Genomic DNA, 25,550 nt, shown 5'->3' on the forward strand with positions numbered 1-25,550 from the left:
CCGGCTTTCCCCGGCATAGCAACGCGGGGGACAGCCGGTCGGCTGTCCCCCGTGATCAATCTATTCCCACTCGATGGTTCCCGGCGGCTTGGACGTGACGTCCAGAACGACTCGGTTGATGCCGTCGACTTCGTTGGTGATGCGGTTGGAGATGCGTGCCAGCAGGTCGTAGGGCAGGCGTGACCAGTCAGCGGTCATGGCGTCCTCGCTGGAGACCGGGCGCAGGACGATCGGATGGCCGTAGGTGCGGCCGTCCCCCTGCACGCCGACGCTGCGGACATCAGCCAGCAGCACGACCGGCATCTGCCAGACCTCGTTGTCCAGGCCGGCTGCCGTGAGCTCGGCGCGGGCGATGGCGTCGGCACGGCGCAGCAGGTCCAGGCGTTCCTGGTTGACTTCACCGATGATGCGGATGCCCAGGCCGGGGCCGGGGAAGGGCTGGCGGCCGACGATCTCCGCCGGCAGGCCCAGCTGGGCGCCCACGGCGCGGACTTCGTCCTTGAACAGGGCACGCAGCGGCTCGACGAGCTCGAACTTCAGGTCTTCGGGCAGGCCGCCGACGTTGTGGTGGCTCTTGATGTTGGCTGCACCTTCACCGCCGCCGGATTCGACGACGTCCGGGTACAGGGTGCCCTGGACCAGGAAGCGGATGGGTTCGCCCGCGGCCGCGGCTTCCGCCATGATGGCGCGTTCGGCCTCCTCGAAGGCGCGGATGAACTCGCGGCCGATGATTTTGCGCTTGGTCTCCGGGTCGGTGACGCCGGCGAGGGCTTCGAGGAAGCGCTTCTGCTCGTTGGCGACGTAGAGGTTGACGCCGGTGGACGCCACGAAGTCGCGTTCCACCTGCTCTGCTTCACCCTCGCGCAGCAGGCCGTGGTCCACGAAGACGCAGGTCAACTGGTCGCCGACGGCGCGCTGCACCAGGGCAGCCGCGACGGCGGAGTCGACGCCGCCGGAAAGGCCGCAGATGACGCGGGAGTTGCCCACCTGGGCACGGATGCGCTCGACCTGCTCCTCAACGATGTTGCGGGTGGTCCAGCTCGGTTCCAGGCCGGCGCCCTTGAACAGGAAGTTTTCCAGCACTGACTGGCCGTGTGCGGAGTGCTTGACCTCGGGGTGCCACTGGACACCGTAGAGGCGCTTTTCCTCGTTGGCGAAGGCTGCAACCGGGGCGCCGGCCGTGGTGGCCAGGACATCGAATCCTGGGGGTGCTTCCTGGACGCTGTCACCGTGGCTCATCCAGGTGTTCTGGTGGTCCGGGGTGCCCTCCAGGATGGAACGCGAGCCGTTCACTGCGGTGGCGTCGGTGGAGCCGTACTCACGCAGGCCGGTCTTCGCGACCGTGCCGCCGAGGGCATTCGCCATGGCCTGGAACCCGTAGCAGATGCCCAGGACGGGAACGCCTGCTTCAAACAGGCCTTCGCTGACGGCGGGAGCGCCTTCCGCGTAAACACTGGAGGGGCCGCCGGAAAGAATAATGGCTGCCGGGTTTTTCGCCAGGATCTGTTCCGTGGTGTAGGTGTGGGGAACCACCTCGGAATAGACATCTGCATCGCGTACCCGGCGGGCAATGAGCTGGGCGTATTGGGCGCCGAAGTCCACAACGAGGACAGGGCGCTCTTCAATGGGAGGGGTCGCGGAATTAGTCACGGTTCAAGGATAGTCGCCGGAGCATCGGTGCCGCACATCGGCCGCATCGGCGACTGCGGCGCGATGCGGCCCCGATGCCGCCGGATTCAGCAGCCCGAAGGCGCGTCAGTAGCGCTTGGCCGCTTCCGGATGGGCCGCCAGCTCCGCCAGGACCTGCTTGTGCGTCCGGCTCTCCACGATGAAGGAGAGGAAGGGAACAACACCGCCCAGGGCGATCAGGACGAACTTGGAGAAGGGCCAGCGCATGAGCTGCCACAGCCGGAAATCGGCCAGCAGGTAGACCACGTACAGCCAGCCGTGGGCGATGAGGACGCCGGTGAAGAGGTTCAGCGGTCCCACTGAAATCTCTTCGATTTTCATGCCGTACTTGAGGATCATTTCGATGCACAGCAGCAGCAGGAATACGCCGGTGACGTACGAGGACACCTTGTAAAACGTCAGGGCCGACCGTATCTGGGCGTGGGTGCCGCCGAACCGGCGCTTCTTCCGGCGTGGCCTCTTGGTTGCTGCGGGGGCTGGATCGCTCACTTTTGTACCTCACTGCTTGGGGCCGGACGGCCGGCAGGCTGGCCGCCGCCATCGCCGTCGTTGTCGTCGTCGTCGTCGTCGTCGTCGTATTCATCGTCGTCGTAGTATTCGTCGTCCTCGAGGGAACGGCGGTGGGCATCGGCAACCAGGCGCCACCACAGGAACACGGAGAACCCGGCGAACACCACCCATTCCAGGGCGTAGAAAATGTTCATCCAGTTCACCGTTGTTTCCTGCGGCTGGGCATCCACGTCCACGACGCGCATGTCCCCGGCCTCCGCGGCTTCCCCGTTCACGGTGACCGAGTCTGCGGTCACGAACGCCGAATATCCCGGGGTGTCCCAGACATTGATCAGCTCGGCACTGGCCAGGCTGGGCAGGATCCCGTCCTCTGCCGGCTGCGCCACGGGCGCTTCCGGAGGCAGCAGGCGGCCGACGACGGCGGCCTCGCCGGAGGGCGCCGGAACAGCGTCGTCGGGGTCGGCAATCCAACCGCGGACCACCGGCATGACGGCCTCTCCGGGTGCTCCGTCGACGGCGAAGGCGGTGACCACCCAGTAGCCTTCCTCCCCGTCGTAGAGCCGGTTGTCGATCAGCACCGTGTCGTCGGTGCGGAAGGACCCGGTCATCGAGACCATCTGGTCGGCGGTGGTTCCGAACAGTTCCACGCCCGGAGTGAAGACTTCGGTCAGCGGCCGTACCGCTTCGGTGCGGTCGGTCGAGGCCGGGAGGTCACTCTCCGCCGTCGAAAACTGCCACTGGCTTAGGAGGACGAAGACCGTGGAGATCGCAAGGGCAAAGAGCAGCGCGGCGATCCAGCGGAGTTGCAGGGCAGTTTTCAGCACGCCTTAACCGTACTTCGTCAGCGTGTAGAAAACCCAATGCCTTCCGGCCCGCGCAGGCCGCCGCCTCGTTCGGAGCCCGGGCGGCCGTCAGTGGTCAAAAAACACCAGCGAGGAATTGATCAGTTCCGAAATGACTTCGGCATCGTGGGCCCGCCGCAGCGACTCCCGGAAGGCCGGGCGGAACAACGACCGGGCCAGGGTGGCCAGGACTTCCAGGTGTTCCGAGAAGGCGCCGGCGGGCGTGGCTATGAGCAGTATCACCGTGGCCGGACCGTCCGAGGCGCCGAAATCAATGCTGTGGCCGTACCGCGTGATGCCCACGGCGATCGAGGTTTCCACCACGTGTTCGCTGCGCGCATGCGGCATGCCAATGCCGCCGGGCAGTCCGGTGGCCATCTGGTGCTCCCTGGCATTCACCTGTTCCAGGAACGCCTCCAGATTGCGAATGCGTCCCTGCCGGTACATCCGCTCGGCGAGCTGCGCTGCCGCATCGGTGCGGTCGGCGGCTTCCAGTTCGAGGATGACCATGTCGGGCACGGTCAGGACCGCGCCCTTGGCGGTCAGGGAGAGCTCCGAGTCCACCTCAGGCCAGCGGCGTTATGTCGTGGGCCCTGAGGCGGGCGGCGTCGGCCGACACGTCGTCGGGCTGTTCCTGGCTGAGCCGTTCCGCTTCCACCCGAGCCTGGTAGTGGGCCACTTCCTGCATCACCCGTTCCTCGTCCCAGTTCAGGATGGGGGCCATCAGCTCGGCCACGACGGGCGCGGCGGACACCCCCCGGTCCCAGGACTCGATGGAAATGCGGGTCCGGCGGGCCAGGACATCCTCCACATGGCGGGCGCCTTCGGCGGTGGTTGCATAGACTGCTTCCGCCCGCAGGTAGTCATCAGCTCCGGGCAGTGCTTCCCCCAGCTCACGGTTTTCACGGATGAGCTCCAGCACCTCGGTCGCCAGGGATCCGTAGCGGTTCAGCAGGTGCTCCACCCGGGCCACATGCACGCCGTAGTGCTCGGCTGTGCGGTGCCTGAGGTTCCAGGCCGCTTTGTAGCCCACGGCGCCCAGCAGCGGGATGGTGGAGGTGCAGCTTTCAGGTACCTTTTCGTCCAGGGCGCGTGCCGCCTCGTCCACCGCGTCCTTGGCCATCACCCGGTACGTGGTCCATTTCCCGCCGGCAACGACCACAAGACCCGGGACCGGATGGGCGACAACGTGTTCGCGGGAAAGCTTGGCCGTGGAGTCGTTTTCCCCCGCGAGCAGCGGACGCAGCCCGGCGTACACGCCTTCAACGTCTTCCCGCGTCAAGGGCGTCTTGAGCACCTTGTTCACATGGTCCAGGAGGTAGTCGATGTCGGCCGATGTCGCGGCAGGATGGGCCTTGTCCAGGTGCCAGTCCGTGTCGGTGGTGCCGACGATCCAGTGCCGGCCCCACGGAATCACGAACAGGACCGACTTCTCGGTGCGCAGGATCATGCCGACCGTGGACTGGATCCGGTCCCGGGGCACCACCAGGTGCACGCCCTTGGATGCCCGAACCTTCAGCTGGCCGCGGTCAGTCACCATGGCCTGGGTCTCATCGGTCCAGACGCCGGTGGCGTTCACCACTTGGCGGGCGAAGACGTCGAATTCCCGCCCCGATTCGGTGTCCTTGACCCGGGCGCCAACCACACGCTCGCCTTCGCGCAGGAAGTCCACCACGGAGACCCGGTTGGCCACCACGGCGCCGTAGTGCGACGCGGTGCGGGCCATGTTGGCGACGTACCGGGCGTCGTCGACCTGGGCGTCGTAGTAGCGGATGGAGCCGATCATGGCGTCATCCTTGAGGCTGGGCGCGGCCCGCAGCGTTGCCTTTTTGGTGAGGTGCTTGTGCCTGGGCACGCCGCGGGAGTTACCCGAGGTCAGGCCCATGGTGTCGTAGAGCATGATGCCGGCGCCCACGTAGGGGCGCTCGTAGAAGCGGTGGGTCAGCGGGTACAGGAACGGCACCGGCCGCACCAGGTGCGGGGCGATCCGCTGGATGAGCAGGCCGCGTTCCTTCAGGGCTTCGGAGACCAGCGCGAAGTCCAGCATCTCCAGGTAGCGCAGCCCGCCGTGGATGAGTTTGGAGGAGCGCGACGACGTGCCGGAGGCCCAGTCCCGGGCCTCCACCATGCCGACCTTCAGCCCTCGGGTCACTGCGTCCAGCGCGGCACCGGCGCCGACCACGCCGCCGCCGACGATCAGGATATCCAGTTCACCGCCGGGCTCCGCAGTGGAACGCAGTGCGGCCAGGGCGTCCTCCCGGTTGTCCGGGCTGAGTGCATCTTTGCTCATAGTCAAGATTTCCTCTCTGGATCCTGCCCCCGCTGCGCTCCCCTGCAGCTGCTCCCTGCAACTCTAGGCAACTACATGTTGGATAGGTAGGGAGAAACCAAGACCTCGATGCGCTGGAACGCTTTCACATCCGAATATCCGGTGGTGGCCATGGCGCGGCGGAGGGCACCCATCAGGTTGGACGTGCCGTTGGTGTGGTGCGAGGGTCCCCAGAGGACTTCCTGCAGCGGTCCCACGGTGTCCAGCCGGACCCGGTCGCCGCGCGGAAGCTCGCTGTGGTGGGCCTCCTGGCCCCAGTGCCATCCCTGGCCCGGTGCTTCCTCGGCGCGGGCCAGCGCGGAACCGAGCATCACGGCGTCGGCCCCCATGGCAATGGCCTTGACGATGTCGCCGCTGGTGCCCATGCCGCCGTCGGCGATCACGTGCACGTAGCGTCCGCCGGACTCGTCCATGTAGTCCCGGCGCGCTTCGGCAATGTCAGCAATGGCGGTCGCCATCGGAGCATGGATGCCCAGCGCGCGCCGGGTGGTGGTGGTCGCTCCCCCGCCGAAGCCCACCAGGACACCCGCGGCGCCGGTGCGCATCAGGTGCAGCGCCGGGGTGTAGCCGGCGGCGCCGCCCACAATGACCGGAACGTCCAGTTCGTAGATGAACTGCTTGAGGTTCAGCGGCTCGACCGTCTTGGAGACATGCTCTGCCGATACGGTGGTGCCGCGGATGACGAAGATGTCCACGCCGGCAGCCAGGACGGTCTTGTAGAACTCCTGGGTGCGCTGCGGCGTCAGCGATCCGGCGACGGTGACGCCGGCTTCCCGGACCTCGGCCAGGCGCGAAGTGATCAGTTCAGCCTGGATGGGCGCTTCGTAGATTTCCTGCAGCCGGCGGGTCGCTGCGGGGTTGAAGTTGTCTTCGCTCAGGACCGCGATCTCATCCAGCAGCGGCTGCGGATCCTCGTAGCGGGTCCACAGTCCCTCCAGGTTCAGCACGCCCAGTCCGCCCAACCGCCCCATGGCGATGGCGGTGGCCGGTGACATCACCGAATCCATCGGCGCGCCCATCACCGGCATGTCAAACTCATAGGCATCTATCTGCCAGCTGATTGAAACGTCCTGCGGGTCCCGGGTACGCCGGGACGGCACAATCGCCACATCATCGAGGGAGTAGGCTCGGCGCCCACGCTTGCCACGGCCAATTTCAATCTCGTTACTCACACCCCTAGGTTATCCCAGTGCGCGTCGTCGGCCCGAAAGCGCCCGGTATTGGTGCCGGCGGGGCGGGTTTCGGGCGGGGGTTCCGGCGGGTTTTGGGCGGTTCGGGCGGCACATGGGCGCGGTGCCCCGAACCCCGGCGGCCCAGGGCCCTAAACCCCGAAGGGCAGCCGCTGCGTGGTGCGCAGCGGCTGCCCTTCGACGAGAACCGGGTGTTTAGCGGCGGGTGCCGTAGTTCGGCGCCTCGGCGGTCATCATGATGTCGTGCGGATGGGATTCCTTCAGTCCGGCCGGAGTGATCCGGACAAACTTTCCCTTCTGCTTCAGTTCCGCGATGGTGCGTGCACCGGTGTAGAACATGGTCTGGCGCAGTCCGCCCACCAGCTGGTGGGCGACGGCGGACAGCGGGCCGCGGTACGGCACCTGGCCTTCGATGCCCTCCGGAATCAGCTTTTCGTCGGAGGGCACATCCGCCTGGAAGTAGCGGTCCTTGGAATAGGAGGTGTTCTTGCCCCGGCTCTGCATGGCCCCCAGGGAGCCCATGCCGCGGTAGGACTTGAACTGCTTGCCGTTGACGAACACCAGGTCGCCCGGGCTCTCCGCGGCACCGGCGAGCAGGCCGCCGAGCATCACGGTGTCGGCGCCGGCCACAATGGCCTTGCCGATGTCGCCGGAGTACTGCAGGCCGCCGTCGGCGATCAGCGGCACACCGGCCGGGATGGCGGCCTTGGAGGCCTCGTAGATGGCGGTGATCTGGGGGACGCCGACGCCGGCAACGACGCGGGTGGTGCAGATCGAGCCCGGACCGACGCCGACCTTGATCGCATCGGCACCGGCATCGATGAGGGCCTGCGCGCCTTCGCGGGTGGCGGCCTGGCCGCCGATGATGTCCACGTGCGCGACTGCCGGATCCTTCTTCAGGCGGGCGATCATTTCCAGCACGCCGGCACTGTGACCGTTGGCGGTGTCGACGACAAGGAGGTCGACGCCGGCCTCGACCAGGGTCATGGCGCGCTCGTAGCCGTCGCCGAAGAAACCGATGGCGGCTCCGACGCGCAGCCGGCCTTCCTCGTCCTTGGTGGCGAGCGGGTACTGCTCGGCCTTGTCGAAGTCCTTGACCGTGATCAGGCCCTGCAGGCGGCCGTCGTCGTCAACCAGGGGAAGCTTCTCGATGCGGTGCTTGCCCAGCAGTTCAACGGTTTCCTCGGCGCTGATCCCAACCCGGCCGGTGATCAGCGGCATCCGGGTCATGACCTCCTTGACCAGGCGGCGGGGGTAATCGGCGCGCGGGATGAAGCGGGTGTCGCGGTTGGTCACGATGCCGAGCAGCTTGTTGTCCTCGTCCACGACCGGCAGGCCGGAAACGCGGAAATGGGCGCACAGATCGTCCAGTTCCAGCAGGGTGGCGTCCGGGGCGATGGTGACCGGATTGGTGATCATGCCGGACTCGCTGCGCTTGACGCGGTCCACATGCTCGGCCTGGTCCGGGATCGAGAGGTTGCGGTGGATCACGCCGAGGCCGCCCTGGCGTGCCATGGCGATCGCCATGCGGGATTCCGTCACCGTGTCCATGGCCGCGGAGAGCAGCGGCGTGTGCACAGTGATCCGCTTGGACAGGCGCGAAGACGTGTCCGCCTCGGACGGGATGACGTCCGTGGGGCCGGGCAGCAGCAGGACGTCGTCGTACGTCAGGCCAATGAAGCCGAACGGGTCATGCTCTGGGGACTGCTGGCTCAAAACTACGCCTCTTTCGCGAAGGACCGGAGGGATGGAGGGAAAACCGGAAAGGGACCGGTTGGCTCACCTACATCCTAAAACGAAAGACCGCCCGTCCCTATTCCAAAACCTTACGGGTGGCATCGGTCACAGCCCTTCCTTCCCGGCCCGCCGAGAGCGGGATTCGACCGTGCCTTCCCCCGTGCCCTCCCCCGTGCCTTCCCCCGGGGCGGCACGTCCGCCGTCGTCCCCGGCGGCGGGGCCGAAACGAAAAAAGCCCCGGTGCCGCAGCGGAATTCCGCTGCGGCACCGGGGCTCCAACCGTTACTTAGTGCTGGTGTCCGTGATCTTCTTCGTCGTCGGCCGGCTTCTCCACCACGAGGGCTTCAGTGGTGAGAACCAGTGCCGCGATGGACGCGGCATTGCGCAGCGCCGAGCGCGTGACCTTGACCGGGTCAATGATGCCGGCCTCGATCAGGTTCTCGTACACGCCGGTTGCGGCGTTGAAGCCGTTGTTGACCTCCAGGTCGGTGACCTTGGCGACAACAACCATGCCTTCGGCGCCGGCGTTCTCGGCGATCCAGCGCAGCGGCTGCGCCAGGGCGCGGCGGACGAGGCCCACAGCGGTGGCGGCGTCGCCTTCGAGCTTAACAACCTCGGGATCGGTGTCCAGGGCCTTGGCTGCGTGGACCAGTGCGGAACCGCCGCCGGCCACGATGCCCTCTTCCAGGGCTGCACGCGTCGAGGACACTGCGTCTTCGATGCGGTGCTTCTTTTCCTTCAGCTCAACCTCGGTGGCTGCACCGACCTTGATGACGCCAATGCCGCCGGAGAGCTTGGCCAGGCGTTCCTGCAGCTTCTCGCGGTCCCAGTCGGAATCCGTGCGCTCAATTTCGGCGCGGATCTGGGCAACGCGGTCCGCCACGTCGGATTCCGAACCGGAACCGTCAACGATGGTGGTGTTGTCCTTGGTGACCGTGATGCGGCGGGCGGAGCCCAGCACCTCGAGGCCAACCTGGTCCAGCTTCAGGCCCAGGTCGGGCGAGACAACCTGCGCACCCGTAAGGGTGGCGATGTCCTGCATCATGGCCTTGCGGCGGTCGCCGAAGCCGGGAGCCTTGACGGCCACGACGTTCAGCGTTCCGCGGATCTTATTGACCACCAGGGTGGACAGGGCTTCGCCCTCAATGTCCTCGGCGATGATGAACAGCGGCTTGGAGGTTCCCAGCGCCTTTTCCAGCAGCGGCAGGAACTCGGCGACGGAGGAGATCTTGCCGGAGTTGATCAGGATCAGCGCGTCCTCGAGGACGGCTTCCTGGCGCTCGGCGTCGGTCACGAAGTACGGGGACAGGTAGCCCTTGTCGAACTGCATGCCTTCGGTGATGACCAGTTCGGTCTGCGTCGAGGACGATTCCTCGATGGTGATGACGCCGTCCTTGCCGACGGTGTCGAAAGCCTTGGCCAGCAGTTCGCCGATCTCCATGCTCTGCGCGGAGATGGCAGCGACGTGCGCAACCTGGTTGCCTTCAACTTCCTTGGCGTTTTCCAGCAGCCGTGCGGCAACTGCCTCCACGGCGATTTCCATGCCGCGCTTGAGCTGGCCCGGAGCTGCGCCGGCAGCAACGTTGCGCAGGCCTTCCTTGACCAGTGCCTGCGCCAGGACGGTTGCCGTGGTGGTGCCGTCGCCGGCAACATCGTTGGTCTTGGTGGCTACTTCCTTGGCCAGCTGGGCGCCGAGGTTTTCGTAGGGGTCATCCAGCTCCACCTCGCGGGCGATGGTCACGCCGTCGTTGGTGATGGTGGGAGCGCCCCAGGTCTTGGCGAGCACTACGTTGCGGCCGCGCGGGCCGAGGGTCACCTTGACGGTGTTGGCCAGCTTGTCGACGCCGGCCTCCAGCGAGCGGCGGGCGGAGTCGTTGAACTCCAATTGCTTTGCCATGTGTGTGTCCTTTCCGACAGCTACATCTGCACCTGCATCAGAAAACCCCGGCCAGATTGGCCGGGGTCTTCCTTTTTCAACTACTTAACGACGATGGCCAGTACGTCGCGGGCGGACAGCACCAGGTATTCCTGGCCGCCGTGCTTGACTTCAGTTCCGCCGTACTTGGAGTAGATGACGACGTCGCCTTCGGAAACATCCACGGGAACGCGGTTGCCGTTGTCGTCAACGCGGCCGGGGCCTACTGCGACAACTTCGCCCTCCTGGGGCTTTTCCTTGGCGGTGTCCGGGATGACGAGGCCGGAAGCAGTGGTCTGCTCGGCTTCGAGGGGGCGGACAACAATACGATCCTCAAGGGGCTTAATCGAGACCGACACTCGGGCTCTCCTTTGCGTAGTTACTAACGGATGTGGACCGTCGGTAGGCGCTGGCCGTCGTCGCGGTGCCGGATGGCGCTTCCCTCAGGAATTAGCACCCTCACTGGGAGAGTGCTGGTTCCTAACTTATGCAACGGTTAGCACTCGGTCAAGGCGAGTGCCAATATTGGCTCCGGCTACCCGGGTGCCGGGAGGCGATATAACGAAATGTGCTGCGCTTAACTTGCCTTAGCCTTACCTAACAGATAGTTTTCAGGGGCGCGCATTGATTAGCAAACACTTCTGTGTCCTATTGGCATTTTTTCCGTTTCCGGTTGCGGGGTTTTCTCCGCCGCGCGGACCCGGACCCAAGCAGCTGGAGCCCATTACTGTGAAAAACACCCTCAAGTCCCGCATCGTCGCGGGCACCGCGCTGGCCTCTCTCCTCGCGCTGAGCGCCTGCGGAGCCGAGACGGCCGCCACCGCCGAAGAAGCTCCCGAGCCGACCAACGTCACCGTTGAGCATGCCCAGGGAACCACTGAAGTTCCGGTGAACCCGGAAACCGTCTACACCTTCGACCTGGGTGCCCTCGACACGATGGATGCCCTCGACGTTGATGTCGACGGCGTTCCGGCAGCCAACTTCCCCGACAGCCTCTCCAAGTTCGCCGGTGATGATTACACGAAGATCGGCTCCATGAAGGAACCGGATTTCGAAGCCATCAGCGAAGGCGCACCGGACCTGATCATCATCTCGGGCCGTGTTGCTGCCTCCTATGAGGAACTGAGCAAGATTGCGCCCACCATCGACCTGAGCGTTGATGCGGCTGATCCGATGGCTTCCTTCAAGGAAGCAACGGGTACGCTGGGCCGGATCTTCGACAAGGAAGAAGCCGCTGACGAGAAGCTCGCCGCCATCGACAAGCGGATCGAAGAGACCAAAACCGCTGCAGCTGACGCAGGAACCGGCCTGGTCGTCATGACCAGCGGCGGCGAAATGACTGCTTACGGCGCCGGCTCCCGCTTCGGCATCATCCACGACGTCCTCGGCGTGACTCCGGTCGCGGAGATCAAGTCCGAAGGCAAGCACGGCGAGTCCGTCACCGCCGAATACATCGCCACCAAGAACCCCGACAACCTGTTCGTCATCGACCGCGACACTGCAGTCGGCGAAAGCGGCGAGGCAGCTGTTGCCGTGCTGGACAACGAACTGGTCAACGGCACCAACGCCGCCAAGAACGACCGCATCACCACGCTGGACGCCAACAGCTGGTACCTCGTGGGCTACGGCCTGACCAACGTGGACAGCATGGTCACCGAAGTCCAGAACGGTATTTCCTAACATCCCTTTCACCGCCTTAGGTTCCGGCACCGCTGCCGGAACCTAAGGCGAGACCGGACTTTTCTCATGAGCGCTCCCGCCGCGCCTGCCCCAGGCCCCGCTTCTCCCCCCGCATTGCCCCCGCCCTCCACTTCCGCCGCCGTCACCCGACGACGGCGGTTTCCGCGTACCGCGGCCAGCCTGGCGCTGGGGTCCGCAGCGGTCTTCGTGCTGGCTGTGGCGAGCATGTTCATCGGGGTCAGCGACGTTTCGCTGCCCTCGCTGCTGGCCGGGGATCCCGTGGCGTGGCAGGTCTTTTGGGTCAGCCGCGTTCCCCGCACCCTGAGCATCATCCTCGCCGGCATGGCCCTGAGCGTCGCCGGGCTCATCATGCAGCTGATGGCCCGCAACAAGTTCGTGGAACCGGGCACCGTCGGCACCGTGGAGTCCGCATCCCTGGGCATCCTGGTGGTCACCGTCCTGCTTCCCGGCGCCTCCATGATCATGAAGATGTCCACCGCCACCCTGTTCGCGGCAGCCGGAACCGCACTGTTCCTGCTCATCCTGCGCCGCCTGCCGATGCGCAACACGCTGATCGTTCCCCTGGTCGGCATCATGCTCGGCGGCGTCATCTCCGCCGTCACCACCTTTTTCGCTTACCGCACCGACCTGCTGCAAACCCTGAACAGCTGGATGGTCGGAGACTTCTCGGGCGTCCTGCGGGGCCGCTATGAGCTGCTCTGGATCGTCGGCATCCTGACGGTGATCGGCTACCTCGCCGCCGACCGCTTCACCGTCGCGGGCATGGGCGCCGATTTCACCACCAACCTCGGCCTGAACTACAACCGCGTGATGATGCTGGGCCTGGTCATCGTGTCCCTGATCAGCGCCGTCGTCGTCGTCAGCGTGGGTTCCATTCCGTTCCTGGGCCTGATCGTGCCGAACCTGGTCTCCCTGATGATCGGCGACAACGTCCGGCGGGCGGTGCCCTGGGTCGCCGTCTTCGGCGCCGGCTTTGTCCTGGCCTGCGACATCATCGGCCGCACCATCCGCTACCCATACGAAATTCCGGTGGGCGTGATCGTCTCTGCCATCGGCAGCGTCCTCTTCCTGTACCTGCTCCTGCGAAAGCGTGCCGCCCGTGGCTAATTCCAACCCGCTGCCGACGGCGATGGTCTCCTCCCGCCGGCACCCGGTGCGCTCTCTGCCGCCGAAGTTCTGGATCATCACCCTGGGAATTGCCGCGGCAGCCCTCGTCGCGGTGTTCATGACCATCGAGCTGCGGGGAAACCTCGGCTACATCCTGCCGCGCCGCGCCGTCAAGGTGGCGTCGATGATCCTGGTGGCTTACGCCGTCGGGGTCTCCACCGTGCTCTTCCAGACGGTGACCTGCAACCGCATCCTGACGCCGTCGATCATGGGCTTTGACGCCCTGTACGTGCTGCTGCAGACCGCCCTGGTGTTCGTGATCGGCGGCCAGGCCGTGCTCACGATGTCCGAGCCCGTGCTCTTCATCATCGAGCTCGTGCTCATGGTGGGCTTCTCCTTCCTGCTCTACCGCTGGCTGTTCACCGGCGGCGGCAAGTCCCTGCACCTGATGCTGCTGGTGGGAATCATCTTCGGCACCATGTTCCGGGGCTTCTCGTCCCTGCTCCAGCGGCTGATCGATCCCAGCGAGTTCATCATCCTGCAGGACCTGTTCTTCGCCTCCTTCAACAACGTGGACGGTGCCCTGCTGGGCTACTCAGCCATCGCCGTCGCGCTGGTCAGCATCATGGCCTGGCGGATGCGCAGCTCCTTCGACGTCCTCGCCCTGGGCCGGGACATGGCCGTCAACCTCGGCGTCGACCACAAGAAGGCAGTGACGTCAACGCTGATCATCTGCTCCGTCCTGGTCGCCGTCTCCACCGCCCTGGTGGGCCCGGTGACGTTCTTCGGCCTGCTGGTCGCTTCGCTGGCCTACCAGCTGTGCTCGCACTTCCGCCACGCCGCGGTGCTGCCCATCGCCGTGCTGCTCGGCATCATCGCCCTGGTCGGCGGGCAGCTGGTCCTGGAACGGATCTTCGCGTTCGACACGGCACTGAGCATAGTCATCGAATTCGTCGGCGGCATCGTCTTCCTTATCCTGCTGCTGAGAGGCAACGTCAAATGATCTCCATAACCGGCGTCTCCAAGTCCTATGCCAACCAACTGGTGGTCGACGGCGTCAGCGCCGACATCAAGGAAGGCGGCATCACCTCGATCATCGGGCCCAACGGTGCCGGCAAATCCACCCTGCTGTCGATGATTTCCCGGCTGCTGCGCATGGACAGCGGATCGGTGCTGGTGGACGGTCTGGATGTCAGCGCCACCGGCGGCAAGGAGCTGGCCCGGAAAATGGCCATCCTGCGCCAGGACAACCAGCTCACGGTCCGCCTTACCGTGCGTGATCTGGTGGGCTTCGGCCGCTACCCGCACAACGGCGGACGCCCGACCATCGCGGACAAGGCCTTCATCGACGAGGCCATGGCCTATCTGGACCTGACGGCCCTGGCCGACCGGTTTGTCGACGAGCTCTCCGGCGGACAGCGCCAGCGCGCGTTCATCGCCATGGTCCTGGCCCAGGGCACCGACTACCTGCTGCTGGACGAACCGCTGAACAACCTGGACATGAAGCACTCGGTGGAGATGATGCGCCTGCTGCGCCGGCTCACCGACGACTTCGGCAAAACCGTGGTGCTGGTCATCCACGACATCAACTTCGCCTCCTGCTACTCCGACGACATTATTGCCATGCGCGAGGGCCGGCTGATCCACCAGGGGCCGCCGGTGAAGATCATGCAGCCGGAGGTGCTGCGGGACATCTACGACATCGACATCCGCATCGAGGAGATCGACGGCAACCGGATCGGCGTCTACTTCGCCTAGCTTCCTCCCTGCAGGAACCTCTTGGCGAACAGATCTTCGCCCCGCGCCATCAACCGATCGGCTTCCTTCATCCATGCCGGCTGGAGGAATTTCGGCATCCAAAATATTCCGCCAACGCCGAGCAGCCAACTGGTAAACAGTGCCAGGCCAAAAGGCACCGTCAGGGCCTCGAGGTCGGCAACCAAGACAAAATGGGCAGAGGCTATCAGCATGATGAAGGTACCCAGATAGGTGGTGGCCAGCGAAGGCTTACCGGGGAAAAAGTCGTCTACCGCCAGAAACCGAAGGAACTTTTTCCGGTAGGTGAGGATCCCCACGAGGCAAAGGAAAAGGCCCCACGGGAAAAGGATGGCAAACAGCGCCCAGTAGTTGGTGGTCGGGTCCATTCCGTTTGCCTGCCTTCTTACGGTATTTCCCGCCGTTCACGGTGATGTGCTTGGCGGTCTCTATCTTCGCCCCTGGCCAACAAGCCTATCGCTGTCCTTCATTCAGGCCGGCCGGTGGTCATCTAGGCGGTCCCGTCCGACGACGACGCCCGCACCCGTGCCAGCCGCTCCACCGCCTCGGCCAGCACCTCCGGGGAGCAGGCGAAGTTCAACCGGGCGAAGCCGCTGCCCTGCGGCCCGAACCGGTGCCCCGGTTCCAGCGCCACCCGGGCCCGTTCCAGGGCCACGGCAGCCGGATCCTCACCCCAGCCGACCCCCCGGAAGTCCAGCCAGGCCAGATATCCGGCGGCGGGCGGACGGTACACAACACCGGGCAGCCGGGCCGCCAGCAGCTCGCCGAGCAGCCGGCGATTCTCCTCCAGCGCGGCCATGACGGCCTCCAGCCAGGACCCGCCGTCGTTATACGCGGCCACGGTGCCGTGCAGGCCCAGAATGCTGGTCCGAGCGGCAACCTCGTCCGGCATGGAGTCCAGCTGCAGCCGGGTGCGTTCGCTGGAGGCCACCATCACCGCGCACTTGGTGCCGGCAATGTTCCAGGCTTTGCTGGCTGCGGTCACGCACAGGCCGTACTCGCGGGCATTCGCGGAGACGGAGAGGTAAGGCGTGAACGAGCCCGGCGCGTAGGTCAGCGGAGCATGGATTTCATCGCTGATCACGGCCACTCCGTATTTGGCCGACAGGTCGGCGAGCGCCCGGAGGATTTCAGCCGAATGCACCAGGCCCAGCGGATTGTGCGGATTGCACAGCAGCAGGGCGTCGGCTCCCTTGGCAAACGCGCGTTCCAGCGCCGGCAGGTCCAGCTGCCAGCCCCTCCCCGTGAGCAGCAGTGGAACTTCCACCACCGAAGCGTCGGCTTCCGGCGGCAGCTCATAGAAGGGCGGATAGACCGGCGGGGTGATGACCACGCTGCCGTCCATCGGAACCGCCTGCCGCAGACACTCGACGATGGCCACGCTGACGTCGGTGGTGGTCCGCACGTCCCCGGGATCCACCGCCCAGTTCCAGGTCCGCCCGGCGTGCCCGGCAAAGGCACCGGCGACCGGTTCCGGGCCGGCAATGTAACCCGTGTCCGACGCCAGGACCCGGTGAATGATGGCCTGCTGCACGGGCTCGGCCAGCGGATAGTCCATTTCCGCCACGAACAGCGGCAGGACGTCCGCCGGGTAGGTCTGCCATTTCGCGCTGGTCCGGGCTCGCAGCGCGGCCAGCGGCTCCGCCGCGATCTTCATCATGCCGCCCAACCTACAGCTAACGTGCCCGGCGGCAGAAGAACTAGGCTGGTAGGCATGCCGGATACCTCCCTCGCCCATGTTCTGACCTCCGAAGGCTGGGAACTGCTGAACTCCCTCGGCCCGTACCTGGAGTCCGAGTCCTTTAAGCTCAACAACGATCTGCGCAAGGCCGGGCACTCCCCCGAGGTGGTGGCCGCCGTCCTGACCCAGGCCAAACTGCGGATGAAGGCCCGGGGCAAGTTCGGCCCGTTTGCCGAGCACATGCTCTTCACCGCGCCGGGGCTGGAGCAGGCCACCCGCCTGAATGTCGCGGCGCTGCATGCCCAGCGGTACGTTCAGGCCGGCTTGGAGAAGGTAGCGGACCTGGGCTGCGGAATCGGCGCGGATTCCCTGGCGCTGGCCACGCTGGACCGGCAGGTGACCGCCGTCGAGCTTGATGAAATCACCGCCGCCGCGGCCACCATCAACCTGATGCCCTGGCCCAACGCCAAGGTGGTCCAGGGCGCCGCCGAAGAGTTCGACCTCGGCGGGTTCGACGGCGTGTGGCTGGATCCGGCACGCCGGACCACCTCGACCTCCGGCACCACCCGCATTTTTGATCCGGAAGCGTTTTCTCCGCCGCTGTCCTTCGTGGAATCACTGGCCGACGCCGGCCTGCCCGTGGGCGTGAAAATGGGCCCCGGAATTCCGCACGACGCGCTGCCGAAGAACTGCGAAGCGCAGTGGGTATCAGTGGACGGCGACGTAACCGAGGCGACCCTGTGGTTCAATGCCCTGCGCCGCGACGGCGTCCGCCGCGCCGCCCTGGTGATCGGAGCCAACGGCGCCGCGGAGCTGACCTCGCCGTTCGACTACGTGCCCGGCGGCGAGGACGTCGCCGTCGGTCCCGTGGATGCCTACCTGTACGAGCCCGACGGCGCGGTCATCCGCGCTGGGCTTGTTGCCGACGTCGCCCGCTCCCTGGACGGTCACCTGCTGGATCCGCACATTGCCTACATCGGTGCCCCCGAGCTGATGGCGACGCCCTTCGCACGCGCCTACCGGGTGCTCGAAGTGCGCCCCTACAACGTCAAGGCGCTCAAGGCCTGGGTGAAGGCCAACGGCATCGGTGTCCTGGACATCAAGAAGCGCGGCATGTCGGTCACTCCCGAGGAGCTGCGCAAGCAGCTGCTCACCGGGTCCGGCAAGGGACCGAACAAGGCCACGCTGGTCCTGACCCGGCTGGGTGAGGACCGGGTGGCCATTGTGGTGGAGCCGGTGACCTCCGCCGCCTAGGCAGATGCGGAGATCCGCGCGGAGACGGCCGGGTCAGGCGCGGGAGAATTCGCTGGCAGCCCGCACCTGCTCCGGCGTGGGCCGGACCCCGGTGTAGAGCACAAACTGCTCCTCCGCCTGGAGGGCGATCACTTCGGCACCGGTGATGACCTTCTTGCCCGCTGCGCGCGCTGCGCGAACCAGGGGCGTTTCGGCGGGGAGCGCGACGACGTCGAACACCGTCCGCGCGGCCGCAACCGCCGCGTCGTCCAGGGACTGGACCGCCTCGTGTTCCCCGGTCATGCCCAGCGGAGTGACGTTGATGATGAGGTCGGCCGTAATGCCCGCCGCCTCTGCCTGCCAGTTGAAGTCGTAGCGGTCGGCAAGTGCCCGTCCGGTGCCTTCGTTGCGGGCCACAATGGTGACGTCGGAGAATCCGGCGTTCCGCAGCGCAGCGGCGACCGCCTTGGCCATGCCCCCGGATCCCTGCAGCAGCACGGACCAGGCGACGGGGATGTGGTGGTCGGCCAGCAGCCGGGCTATCGCCAAGTAGTCGGTGTTGTAGGCGGTGAGGACGCCGTCGTCGTTCACTATCGTATTGACCGAGCTGATCGCCTCCGCCGACGGATCCATCCGGTCCACCAGCGCGATGACGTCTTCCTTGTACGGCATGGAAATGGCGCAGCCGCGGATCGGCAGGCCGCGCACTCCCGCAATTGCCTGGGCCAGATCCGTGGGCGCGAAAGCCTTGTAGACGTAGTTCAGGTCCAGCAGGTCGTAGAGGTAGTTGTGGAAGCGCGTTCCGATATTGGACGGCCGCGCAGCGAGGGAAACACACAGGGTCATGTCTTTATTCAGAATGGGCACGATCCCATTATGGCCTTCGAGGCTTCCGGGGGAATGGTGCGCGGGCCGGCTCGTTGATGGATTGCCGGCACTTGACAGTTAGGATTGAACCGGGTTCTCAAGCGCGATGATGCGGGACCGGGTCCTCCACAGATTACGCAGTACAGCAGGAGTCAGTTTGCAAATCGGTTTCGCCCAGTCGGCCCAGTCAACACTCGGCGTTGAATGGGAACTGGCCCTTGTCGACCGGACCACGGGAGATTTGGTCTCCGTGGCTGACCAGGTCCTGCGCGGCGTCAGCGCCGCTTATCCGGGCCTCACCGAGGATGACGAGCACCCGCATATCAAGCAGGAGCTGCTCGAGAATACGGTGGAGCTGGTGACCGGCGTCTGCAACACGGTCGCTGATGCAAAAGCGGACCTCTCTCGATCCCTTGAAGCCCTGCGCCGGGTCACGGACCCCATGGGCGTCGAATTGTTCTGCTCCGGATCTCATCCGTTCAGCGCTCCCCGGTCGCAGCCCATCACTGACAAGGAACGCTACGCCAAGCTGATTGACCGCACCCAGTGGTGGGGCCAGCAGATGCTGATCTACGGAGTGCACGTGCATGTCGGCCTGGATTCGCGTGACAAGGCACTGCCCGTCGTGGACGGCCTGGTGAACTATTTCCCGCACTTCCAGGCGCTGTCAGCGTCCTCTCCGTACTGGTCCGGCGAGGACACCGGCTATGCCTCCCAGCGGGCCCTGATGTTCCAGCAGCTGCCCACCGCCGGCCTGCCCTTCCAATTCGGGTCCTGGGCGGAGTACGAGTCCTATGTGCAGGACATGTACACCACCGGAGTGATCGACTCGATCAGCGAGATCCGCTGGGACATCCGCCCCGTGCCCAACCTGGGCACCGTCGAAATGCGGGTCTGCGACGGCATGGCCACCATTGAGGACGTCGGCGCCGTGGCAGCCCTCACCCAGTGCCTGGTGGAGGAGTTCTCCACCATCCTGGACAACGGCGGCAGCATCCCCACCATGCCCCCGTGGCATGTGCAGGAGAACAAGTGGCGTGCCGCCCGCTACGGCCTCGATGCCATCATCATCTTGGATGCTGCCGGCAACGAGAAGCTGGTCACCGACCACCTTCTCGAAGATGTCCTGCCGCGTCTGGCACCCGTCGCCGAAAAACTGGGCTGTGCAGCCGAGCTGGCCGACGTGGCCGTGATCATCGAGCGCGGCGCCGGCTACCAGCGGCAGCGTCGCGTGGCCGCAGAAAACGGCGGCGACCTGCGTGCCGTCGTCCAGGACGGCATCCGGCAGCTGCGCGGCGAAGCTTAGGGTCACCGGGGGCCGGGTCCCGGTGACCGGCCCCTCAGGCCTGACCAATAAATCGGGTATTGCACCCGTAATGGACACTCGCCTTTTTAGTGATCTGCGCCACTAAAATCGAATACATGTACGAACTCAAGCGCCATCCGGTCAGCGGAACAGCACCGCCGAAGGAACCCTCTGCCGTCGGCGGACTGACCGGAGCGCTGTCCGGAAACGCCACGGGACCTGTCGGAACTGAGCTCCGGGGGAATGCCGAATCCGCTGAACCTGCGCTGCTGGCCGCCCTTATCGATCAGATTCGTGCCCTGGAGGAGGTCAAGGCTGCGGCGTCCGCGGCTCAGGTCAGGGCGACAGCCATATTTGATGCGATGATCCGCCGCTCCCAGGCACGGGCCGGCCTAAAGGCCGAGCAGCTCGGCAAAGGCGTGGGCGCGCAGATCGGCTTGGCGCGGCGGGACTCTCCGCATAACGGTGCCAAGCTGCTGGGCCTGGCCCGGATCCTGACCACTGAAATGCCGCACACCCTGCACGCCCTGAGCCTGGGCGTGATCAGCGAGTACCGGGCCACGCTCCTGGTCCGCGAGACCGCCTGCCTGACCCTGGAGGACCGGCAGAAGATCGACGAACGAGTCGCCGGAAACCTGACGGAGCTGGAGCAGCTCGGAGACCGCCAGCTCATTTCCCGGATCAAATCTCTGTCTTATGCAATGGATCCGCACGCTGTGGTGAACCGGACCGCCCACGCAACCTCGGAGCGCTTTGTCTCCTGCCGTCCGGCCCCGGACACCATGACGTATCTGACCGCACTGCTGCCGGTTGCCCAGGGGGTGGGCGTGTTCGCGGCGCTGACCCGGGAAGCGGACCGGCTGCGGGCTGCCGGGGACCCGCGGACGAAGGGCCAGATCATGGCCGACACCCTCGTGGAACGCACCACCGGCCAGGCCCGTGCTGAAGACGTCCGGGTGGAGGTGCAGCTGATCATGACGGACCGGACCCTGTTGGCCGGGTCCGCGGAACCTGCCGTGCTCGCAGGATACGGGGTGGTTCCGGCACAGTTGGCCCGGGATCTGGTCCGTCAGGGCGGCAGCGACAGGGGCGGCCGCAACAGCAACGCCAGTCCAAGGAAACCCGGCGCGCCGGACGGAACAACCGGCAACCCCCGCGGGGAAAACCGGACCTGGCTGCGGCGGCTCTACACGGTTCCCTCCACCGGAGCGCTGGTGGGCATGGACTCCAAGGCACGGCTGGTGCCGAAGGGCCTGGCCCGGTTCATCGCGGTCCGGGACCAGATCTGCCGGATGCCGTGGTGCGGGGCGCCGATCCGGCACTATGACCACATTCGGCCGGTCCATGAGGGCGGTCCGACCAGCGCGGAGAACCTGCAGGGGTTGTGCGAGGCCTGCAACCAGGCCAAGGAAGCCCCCGGATGGACCTCTCGATCAGCTCCGCCCGGCAGTCACAACCGCCGGCACAATGGCCGGCACACCGTCGAAACCGTCACCCCCACGGGCCACGCCTATTTGTCGGTGGCGCCGCCGCTTCCCGGACCGGCAGGCCCGGACCGAACGGGTGCCGGCTAGAAGTCGGTGCCGGCTAATGTCCGACAGTAATTAGAGATGGATGCTGGTGACCGGCATCGACGGATCCGGAGCGAAACCGAGGCCCGAGGGCTCGGCACCGGCCATCACCACCTGGGCGCCCAGGGCGGCAACCATGGCGCCGTTGTCGGTGCAGAGCGAGATGGGCGGCACCCGCAGGGTGATGCCCTTCGCAGCGCAGCGCTGAGCCGTCAGCTCCCGGAGCCGGGAGTTGGCAGCCACTCCCCCGCCCAGGAGCAGGTTGGTGATGCCGTGTTCGGTGCAGGCGAGGACCGCCTTGGCCGTAATCACGTCGACCACCGCTTCCTGGAAGGAAGCGGCAATGTCGGCCACGGGGAGTTCCTCGCCGGCCGCCTCGTACTGCTCGACGCACCGGGCCACGGCGGTCTTGAGTCCGGAGAAGGACCAGTCGTAGCGGTGCGGTCCGGGTTCTTCGGCCGTGCCCATGTACTTGGGCTGGGTCAGGCCGCGGGGGAACCGGATGGCCTTCGGATTGCCGTCCCGAGCCAGTTTGTCGATGGCCGGCCCGCCGGGATAGCCCAGTCCGAGGATGCGGGCGACCTTGTCGTAGGCCTCGCCGGCGGCATCGTCGATGGTGGAGCCCAGCAGCTGCACGTCGCCGGTCAGCGACTTCACCCGGAGGATCTCGGTGTGGCCGCCGGAAACGAGCAGCGCACCCAGGTTGTCGGGCAGCTCGTCGCCGTCGAGCACGCCCACCCCCACATGGGCCACCAGATGGTTGATGGCGTACAGCGGCTTGCCGGTGGCGACGGCGAGCGCCTTGGCGGCGCAGACGCCCACCATGAGCGCGCCGGCCAGTCCGGGTCCGGATGTGACGGCGATGGCGTCAATGTCGTCCAGGGTCACGCCGGCTTCGTCCAGGGCCTGGCGCAGCGTGGGTACGAAGGCGTCCAGGTGCGCCCGGGAGGCAATCTCCGGAATGACCCCGCCGAAGCGCACGTGCTCCTCCATGGAGGAGGACACCGTGTTGGTCAGCAGCTTGCCGCCGCGGACAATGCCGACGCCGGTTTCGTCGCAGGATGATTCGATGCCAAGCACCAGCGGGTCCGTGCGGTTCATTCGGTGTCCTTCGTTGTAACGCGCGGGGATCCGTTCCAAGCGGAAAGAGCCAGCCGCATGATGAGTGCGTCCGCGCCGTCGCGGTAGTAGCGCGGCCGGATGTGAATCTGTTCGAACCCGAACCAGCGGTAGAGCCGCTGGGCGCGGGGGTTGTCGGCGCGCACTTCCAGCAGGACGTCGTCGGCGCCGCGCTCCTTGGCCTCGTTGATGAGCGTGGCCAGCAGCGCCGATCCGATGCCCGCGCCTTCGGCCTCGGGTGCGACGGCGATGGTCTGCACATCGGCGATCGGCAGCACGCACATCAGCCCCGCGTAGCCGACAACTCGGCCGTCAGCGTCCTCGGCGACATAGTAGGAGCGGGTGTCCGCCTGGTTCAGCTCGTCGTAGAACATCTGCAGCGGCCACGCATCAACGGGGAACAGCGCCCGTTCGAGCCCGTCCACGGCGGCTATGTCGTCGAAGGTCATGGACCGGATCATGGCCGGGCCGGTCACAGTGCACGCTTCCGGGGTCCGGGCACCTTGGCATCGGATTCGCGCAGGTACAGCGGCGTGGTGTCCAGCAGCGGAAGCCCGCGGACCAGGCGGACGACGGCGGTGCGGCCGAGGGCCGAAGCCGTGGGCTGGGTGCCGGTGAAACCGGCAACGCCGTGCAGCACCTCGGGATACAGGCCGGCGCCCACGCCGTAGACCGGCAGCGCCGGCACTTCCGCCGGGTCGCTCACGAACGGGCCGGCCAGGAGTTCGGCCGTGCCGCCGGTGCTGCGGTAGTGCGCCCAGTACACTTCCTTGCGCCGGGCATCGGTGGCAACGGCGAACTCGTCAATGCCCAGCCGCCACGCGTCGAGCGCGGCGTCCACAGCGATGGCGTCAAGGCTCATGACCCCGTGCACCGGCTTGTTCCAGGCGAAGCCGAGGGTGCGGGCCGTGGCGATGCCGGAGCGCAGGCCGGTGAACGGTCCCGGTCCCACCCCCACCACCACGGCGTCGAGGTCTGCGGCGGTGACGTCAGCGGAGGCCATCAGGTCGCGGATGCCCGGGGCCAGCACTTCGGCATGGGAACGGGTGTCTTCCGTGGCAAATTCAGCCAGGACCTCCCCTTCCCCGGTCAGCAGCGCCGCACTGGCAATGGCGGAGGTGTCAATGGAGAGAATAAGCACGGTGCCCATTTTACGTCTCCTTCGGCTGCACCCTTTCCGCAGCCCCGGCGGGCCGCCGGAAGTTCGCCCACCGCGGGCCGTAGGCGGCCATCCGGATCACGCGCTCTTCGTCCGGGTCATCGTCGAAGTCGAAAGTCAGGCCGCCGTCTCCCGGCGCCCGGCCGGCGTCGGACCCGGTCGGCCGGACCAGCGTGATTTCCAGCCGGTTGCCGGAGAGGTGCTCCACCAGTCCGCGGCCCCACTCCACCACGGTGACCGAGGTGTCCATGGTGTTTTCCAGATCGATGTCGTCGATTTCCGCGCTGGACCCGAGCCGGTAAGCGTCCACATGCACCAGATCGGGGCCGTCCGAGAGACTGGGATGAATGCGGACCAGCACGAAGGTCGGCGAGATGATGCCGGGCCGGACGCCCAGTCCGCGGCCCAGGCCCTGGGTGAAGGTTGTTTTCCCGGCGCCGAGCTCACCGGTGAGCAGGATGAGGTCGCCGGCGGCCAGCCGGCGGCCCAGCTGTTCGGCCACTGCCTGCGTCTGCTGGGCGTCAGCGGTGCGGATTTCCTCTTCCCAGACCGGCGGGGCATCAACGTTGCCCTGTGCTGCGCTCATGCTTCGGTGGCCTCCGTGTCGGTGTACTTCCGCTCCACGCGGGAGCTGATGCGGGTGATGATTTCGTAGTTGATGCTGCCGCAGGCCTCGGCCCACTCATCGACGGACGGCAGTCCGACGCCGCCGAACAGGACTGCCTCCCGGCCAACGAGGTCCTTGCCGGTGCCCGCGATGCCCGTGGTGTTGAGATCAATGACCATTTGGTCCATGGCGATGCGACCGACCACCGGATAGACGGTTCCGTCCACCCAGACCGGGCCTCCGGTGCCGATGCGGGGAACGCCGTCGGCGTAGCCCAGGGGAACCAGCGCCAGCGTGGTGGCTTCCGGCGCGGTGTAGCGCAGCCCGTAGGAGACGCCCTGCCCGGCAGGAACTTCCTTGCAGTTGGCAATGGTGGTCTTCAGGGTCATGGCCGGACGCAGGCCCAGTTCATCGGGGGTCTGCCCGGGGAAGGGCGACAGCCCGTACAGGCCCAGGCCCACCCGCACCATGTCGAAGTGGGAATCCGGGCGGGACAGTGCGGCGGGGGTGTTGGCGATGTGCCGCACCTCGCGGTCCACACCGGCGTCCTCGGCGACGGCGACGGCCGTGCGGAATCTCTCCAGCTGCTCGTCGGTCTCGGGACGGTCGGGTTCGTCGGCGACGGAGAAGTGGGAGAAGATCCCGACGACGCGCAGCAGTCCCTCTTCCTGGTAGGCCAGGGCGCGGCCCACGAAGGATTCCCATTTCTCGGGCGGGCAGCCGTTGCGGCCGAGCCCGGTGTCGATCTTCAGGTGCACCCGCGCCGGGATCTGCAGTTCCCGCGCAGCCGCAGCGACGTGTTCCAGTTCCCATCCGGAGAGGCCCAGGTCCACGTTGGCCGCGACTGCCTCGGAGAACTGGCTGTCCACGGTGTGCAGCCAGGCCAGGAGCGGAGCGGTGATGCCGGCGCCGCGCAGGGCCAGGGCCTCGGAAATGTGGGCGACACCGAGCCAGGAGGCGCCGGCCTCCAGTGCGGCGCGGGCAACCGGGACAGCGCCGTGGCCGTAGGCATCGGCCTTGACGACTGCCATCACCCGGGCCGGGCTGGCCAGCCGAACGAGGTGGCGGACGTTGTGCCGCACGGCGGCCAGATCGACGAGGGCCTGGCGTTCTGCAGCGGGAGGAGCTTGTTGGTCATTCACCTGACCATTGTTTCATTCACCCGGGCCTGCCCGGTGCTCCGGGGCCTCCCGGCGGCTGCAACCGGGAGA

At 66.4% G+C, this 25,550-nt stretch carries 24 protein-coding genes; 7 read left to right on the top strand and 17 right to left on the bottom strand.

What is annotated here, in order from left to right:
* Window positions 1-60 precede the first annotated feature (60 nt).
* From guaA to groES, 9 genes are all read right to left on the bottom strand, one after another.
* On the bottom strand, window positions 61-1,650 hold the full coding sequence (gene guaA, locus QNO08_RS13590; RefSeq protein WP_229964928.1) for a glutamine-hydrolyzing GMP synthase: 1,590 nt from the start codon (window positions 1,648-1,650) through the stop codon (window positions 61-63).
* 105 nt (window positions 1,651-1,755) lie between these two features.
* Complete coding sequence (locus QNO08_RS13595) at window positions 1,756-2,178, bottom strand: DUF3817 domain-containing protein (RefSeq protein ID WP_229964927.1); 423 nt, start codon at window positions 2,176-2,178, stop codon at window positions 1,756-1,758.
* The gene (locus QNO08_RS13600) at window positions 2,175-3,023 is read right to left on the bottom strand and encodes an SURF1 family protein (protein ID WP_229964926.1); all 849 of its coding nucleotides are present in this window, start codon (window positions 3,021-3,023) and stop codon (window positions 2,175-2,177) included. The genes QNO08_RS13595 and QNO08_RS13600 overlap by 4 nt, the downstream gene beginning before the upstream one ends.
* Window positions 3,024-3,110: 87 nt before the next feature.
* Window positions 3,111-3,551, bottom strand: a complete 441-nt coding sequence (locus QNO08_RS13605) for a PTS sugar transporter subunit IIA (RefSeq protein ID WP_229965062.1) — start codon at window positions 3,549-3,551, stop codon at window positions 3,111-3,113.
* Window positions 3,552-3,606: 55 nt separating this feature from the next.
* Window positions 3,607-5,331 carry a glycerol-3-phosphate dehydrogenase/oxidase gene (locus QNO08_RS13610; protein ID WP_229964925.1) on the bottom strand — a complete coding sequence of 575 codons (1,725 nt, stop codon included), beginning with the start codon at window positions 5,329-5,331 and terminating at the stop codon, window positions 3,607-3,609.
* A gap of 71 nt (window positions 5,332-5,402) precedes the next feature.
* Window positions 5,403-6,542, bottom strand: coding sequence for a GuaB3 family IMP dehydrogenase-related protein (locus QNO08_RS13615; RefSeq protein WP_229964924.1), 1,140 nt, complete (start codon window positions 6,540-6,542; stop codon window positions 5,403-5,405).
* Window positions 6,543-6,755: 213 nt separating this feature from the next.
* The gene (gene guaB, locus QNO08_RS13620) at window positions 6,756-8,276 is read right to left on the bottom strand and encodes an IMP dehydrogenase (RefSeq protein ID WP_229964923.1); all 1,521 of its coding nucleotides are present in this window, start codon (window positions 8,274-8,276) and stop codon (window positions 6,756-6,758) included.
* A 307-nt stretch (window positions 8,277-8,583) separates the two neighbouring features.
* The gene (groL, locus tag QNO08_RS13625; protein ID WP_229964922.1) at window positions 8,584-10,194 is read right to left on the bottom strand and encodes a chaperonin GroEL; all 1,611 of its coding nucleotides are present in this window, start codon (window positions 10,192-10,194) and stop codon (window positions 8,584-8,586) included.
* A gap of 80 nt (window positions 10,195-10,274) precedes the next feature.
* Window positions 10,275-10,571 (bottom strand): co-chaperone GroES, encoded by a 297-nt coding sequence (groES, locus tag QNO08_RS13630; protein ID WP_152219702.1) that lies wholly within the window; start codon window positions 10,569-10,571, stop codon window positions 10,275-10,277.
* Window positions 10,572-10,941: 370 nt separating this feature from the next.
* On the opposite strand from groES, the gene QNO08_RS13635 reads away from it, so the two are divergent.
* The 4 genes from QNO08_RS13635 to QNO08_RS13650 all read left to right on the top strand — a co-directional run bounded on the left by QNO08_RS13635 (window position 10,942) and on the right by QNO08_RS13650 (window position 14,778).
* Window positions 10,942-11,892, top strand: a complete 951-nt coding sequence (locus tag QNO08_RS13635; RefSeq protein WP_229964921.1) for a siderophore ABC transporter substrate-binding protein — start codon at window positions 10,942-10,944, stop codon at window positions 11,890-11,892.
* 66 nt (window positions 11,893-11,958) lie between these two features.
* Window positions 11,959-13,020 carry an ABC transporter permease gene (locus tag QNO08_RS13640; RefSeq protein WP_269439122.1) on the top strand — a complete coding sequence of 354 codons (1,062 nt, stop codon included), beginning with the start codon at window positions 11,959-11,961 and terminating at the stop codon, window positions 13,018-13,020.
* A complete protein-coding gene (locus QNO08_RS13645; protein ID WP_229964920.1) occupies window positions 13,013-14,023 on the top strand; it encodes an iron chelate uptake ABC transporter family permease subunit in 1,011 nt (336 codons plus the stop codon). The genes QNO08_RS13640 and QNO08_RS13645 overlap by 8 nt, the downstream gene beginning before the upstream one ends.
* Window positions 14,020-14,778 (top strand): iron ABC transporter ATP-binding protein, encoded by a 759-nt coding sequence (locus QNO08_RS13650; RefSeq protein ID WP_229964919.1) that lies wholly within the window; start codon window positions 14,020-14,022, stop codon window positions 14,776-14,778. Before QNO08_RS13645 ends, QNO08_RS13650 begins: the two co-directional genes overlap by 4 nt.
* Here QNO08_RS13650 and QNO08_RS13655 read toward each other — a convergent pair.
* Both QNO08_RS13655 and QNO08_RS13660 read right to left on the bottom strand, forming a co-directional pair.
* Window positions 14,775-15,164: a hypothetical protein gene (locus tag QNO08_RS13655; RefSeq protein WP_229964918.1), complete on the bottom strand. Its 390-nt coding sequence runs from the start codon at window positions 15,162-15,164 to the stop codon at window positions 14,775-14,777. The two genes, QNO08_RS13650 and QNO08_RS13655, sit on opposite strands and share 4 nt — an antisense overlap.
* A gap of 122 nt (window positions 15,165-15,286) precedes the next feature.
* Entirely contained in the window at window positions 15,287-16,456 is a 1,170-nt protein-coding gene (locus QNO08_RS13660; RefSeq protein ID WP_331461755.1) for a MalY/PatB family protein, read from the bottom strand.
* A gap of 54 nt (window positions 16,457-16,510) precedes the next feature.
* Here QNO08_RS13660 and QNO08_RS13665 point away from each other — a divergent pair, with 54 nt between their 5' ends.
* Entirely contained in the window at window positions 16,511-17,731 is a 1,221-nt protein-coding gene (locus QNO08_RS13665; RefSeq protein WP_229964917.1) for a THUMP-like domain-containing protein, read from the top strand.
* A 33-nt stretch (window positions 17,732-17,764) separates the two neighbouring features.
* Here QNO08_RS13665 and QNO08_RS13670 read toward each other — a convergent pair whose 3' ends face one another.
* The gene (locus QNO08_RS13670; protein WP_284015548.1) at window positions 17,765-18,577 is read right to left on the bottom strand and encodes a shikimate 5-dehydrogenase; all 813 of its coding nucleotides are present in this window, start codon (window positions 18,575-18,577) and stop codon (window positions 17,765-17,767) included.
* A 157-nt stretch (window positions 18,578-18,734) separates the two neighbouring features.
* Between QNO08_RS13670 and QNO08_RS13675 the strand changes: the two genes are divergently transcribed.
* Window positions 18,735-19,883, top strand: coding sequence for a glutamate--cysteine ligase (locus tag QNO08_RS13675; protein ID WP_229964916.1), 1,149 nt, complete (start codon window positions 18,735-18,737; stop codon window positions 19,881-19,883).
* 116 nt (window positions 19,884-19,999) lie between these two features.
* Window positions 20,000-21,457: an HNH endonuclease gene (locus tag QNO08_RS13680; protein WP_229964915.1), complete on the top strand. Its 1,458-nt coding sequence runs from the start codon at window positions 20,000-20,002 to the stop codon at window positions 21,455-21,457.
* A gap of 30 nt (window positions 21,458-21,487) precedes the next feature.
* Here the strand turns inward: QNO08_RS13680 and tsaD are convergent, their stop codons facing one another.
* From tsaD to alr, 5 genes are read right to left on the bottom strand one after another with little or no spacing between them, the layout of a single operon-like run.
* A complete protein-coding gene (tsaD, locus tag QNO08_RS13685) occupies window positions 21,488-22,555 on the bottom strand; it encodes a tRNA (adenosine(37)-N6)-threonylcarbamoyltransferase complex transferase subunit TsaD (protein WP_229964914.1) in 1,068 nt (355 codons plus the stop codon).
* Window positions 22,552-23,034, bottom strand: coding sequence for a ribosomal protein S18-alanine N-acetyltransferase (gene rimI, locus QNO08_RS13690; protein WP_284155665.1), 483 nt, complete (start codon window positions 23,032-23,034; stop codon window positions 22,552-22,554). Before rimI ends, tsaD begins: the two co-directional genes overlap by 4 nt.
* 11 nt (window positions 23,035-23,045) lie before the next feature.
* Window positions 23,046-23,714 carry a tRNA (adenosine(37)-N6)-threonylcarbamoyltransferase complex dimerization subunit type 1 TsaB gene (tsaB, locus tag QNO08_RS13695; RefSeq protein WP_229965058.1) on the bottom strand — a complete coding sequence of 223 codons (669 nt, stop codon included), beginning with the start codon at window positions 23,712-23,714 and terminating at the stop codon, window positions 23,046-23,048.
* 10 nt (window positions 23,715-23,724) lie between these two features.
* The gene (gene tsaE / locus QNO08_RS13700) at window positions 23,725-24,318 is read right to left on the bottom strand and encodes a tRNA (adenosine(37)-N6)-threonylcarbamoyltransferase complex ATPase subunit type 1 TsaE (RefSeq protein WP_229964912.1); all 594 of its coding nucleotides are present in this window, start codon (window positions 24,316-24,318) and stop codon (window positions 23,725-23,727) included.
* Window positions 24,315-25,481: an alanine racemase gene (alr, locus tag QNO08_RS13705; protein ID WP_229964911.1), complete on the bottom strand. Its 1,167-nt coding sequence runs from the start codon at window positions 25,479-25,481 to the stop codon at window positions 24,315-24,317. Before alr ends, tsaE begins: the two co-directional genes overlap by 4 nt.
* Between the last annotated feature and the right edge of the window lie 69 nt (window positions 25,482-25,550).

Source organism: Arthrobacter sp. zg-Y820 (assembly GCF_030142155.1).
Classification (GTDB): Bacteria; Actinomycetota; Actinomycetes; order Actinomycetales; family Micrococcaceae; genus Arthrobacter_B.

Excerpts from the sequence above, each read along its gene's own strand:
- QNO08_RS13605 (WP_229965062.1), bottom strand. The coding sequence starts at position 3,551 with ATGGTCATCCTCGAACTGGAAGCCGCCGACCGCACCGATGCGGCAGCG.
- QNO08_RS13610 (WP_229964925.1), bottom strand. The coding sequence starts at position 5,331 with ATGAGCAAAGATGCACTCAGCCCGGACAACCGGGAGGACGCCCTGGCC.
- groL (WP_229964922.1), bottom strand. The coding sequence starts at position 10,194 with ATGGCAAAGCAATTGGAGTTCAACGACTCCGCCCGCCGCTCGCTGGAG.
- QNO08_RS13640 (WP_269439122.1), top strand. The coding sequence starts at position 11,959 with ATGAGCGCTCCCGCCGCGCCTGCCCCAGGCCCCGCTTCTCCCCCCGCA.
- QNO08_RS13650 (WP_229964919.1), top strand. The coding sequence starts at position 14,020 with ATGATCTCCATAACCGGCGTCTCCAAGTCCTATGCCAACCAACTGGTG.
- QNO08_RS13655 (WP_229964918.1), bottom strand. The coding sequence starts at position 15,164 with ATGGACCCGACCACCAACTACTGGGCGCTGTTTGCCATCCTTTTCCCG.
- QNO08_RS13660 (WP_331461755.1), bottom strand. The coding sequence starts at position 16,456 with ATGATGAAGATCGCGGCGGAGCCGCTGGCCGCGCTGCGAGCCCGGACC.
- QNO08_RS13665 (WP_229964917.1), top strand. The coding sequence starts at position 16,511 with ATGCCGGATACCTCCCTCGCCCATGTTCTGACCTCCGAAGGCTGGGAA.
- QNO08_RS13680 (WP_229964915.1), top strand. The coding sequence starts at position 20,000 with ATGTACGAACTCAAGCGCCATCCGGTCAGCGGAACAGCACCGCCGAAG.
- tsaD (WP_229964914.1), bottom strand. The coding sequence starts at position 22,555 with ATGAACCGCACGGACCCGCTGGTGCTTGGCATCGAATCATCCTGCGAC.
- rimI (WP_284155665.1), bottom strand. The coding sequence starts at position 23,034 with ATGATCCGGTCCATGACCTTCGACGACATAGCCGCCGTGGACGGGCTC.
- tsaE (WP_229964912.1), bottom strand. The coding sequence starts at position 24,318 with ATGAGCGCAGCACAGGGCAACGTTGATGCCCCGCCGGTCTGGGAAGAG.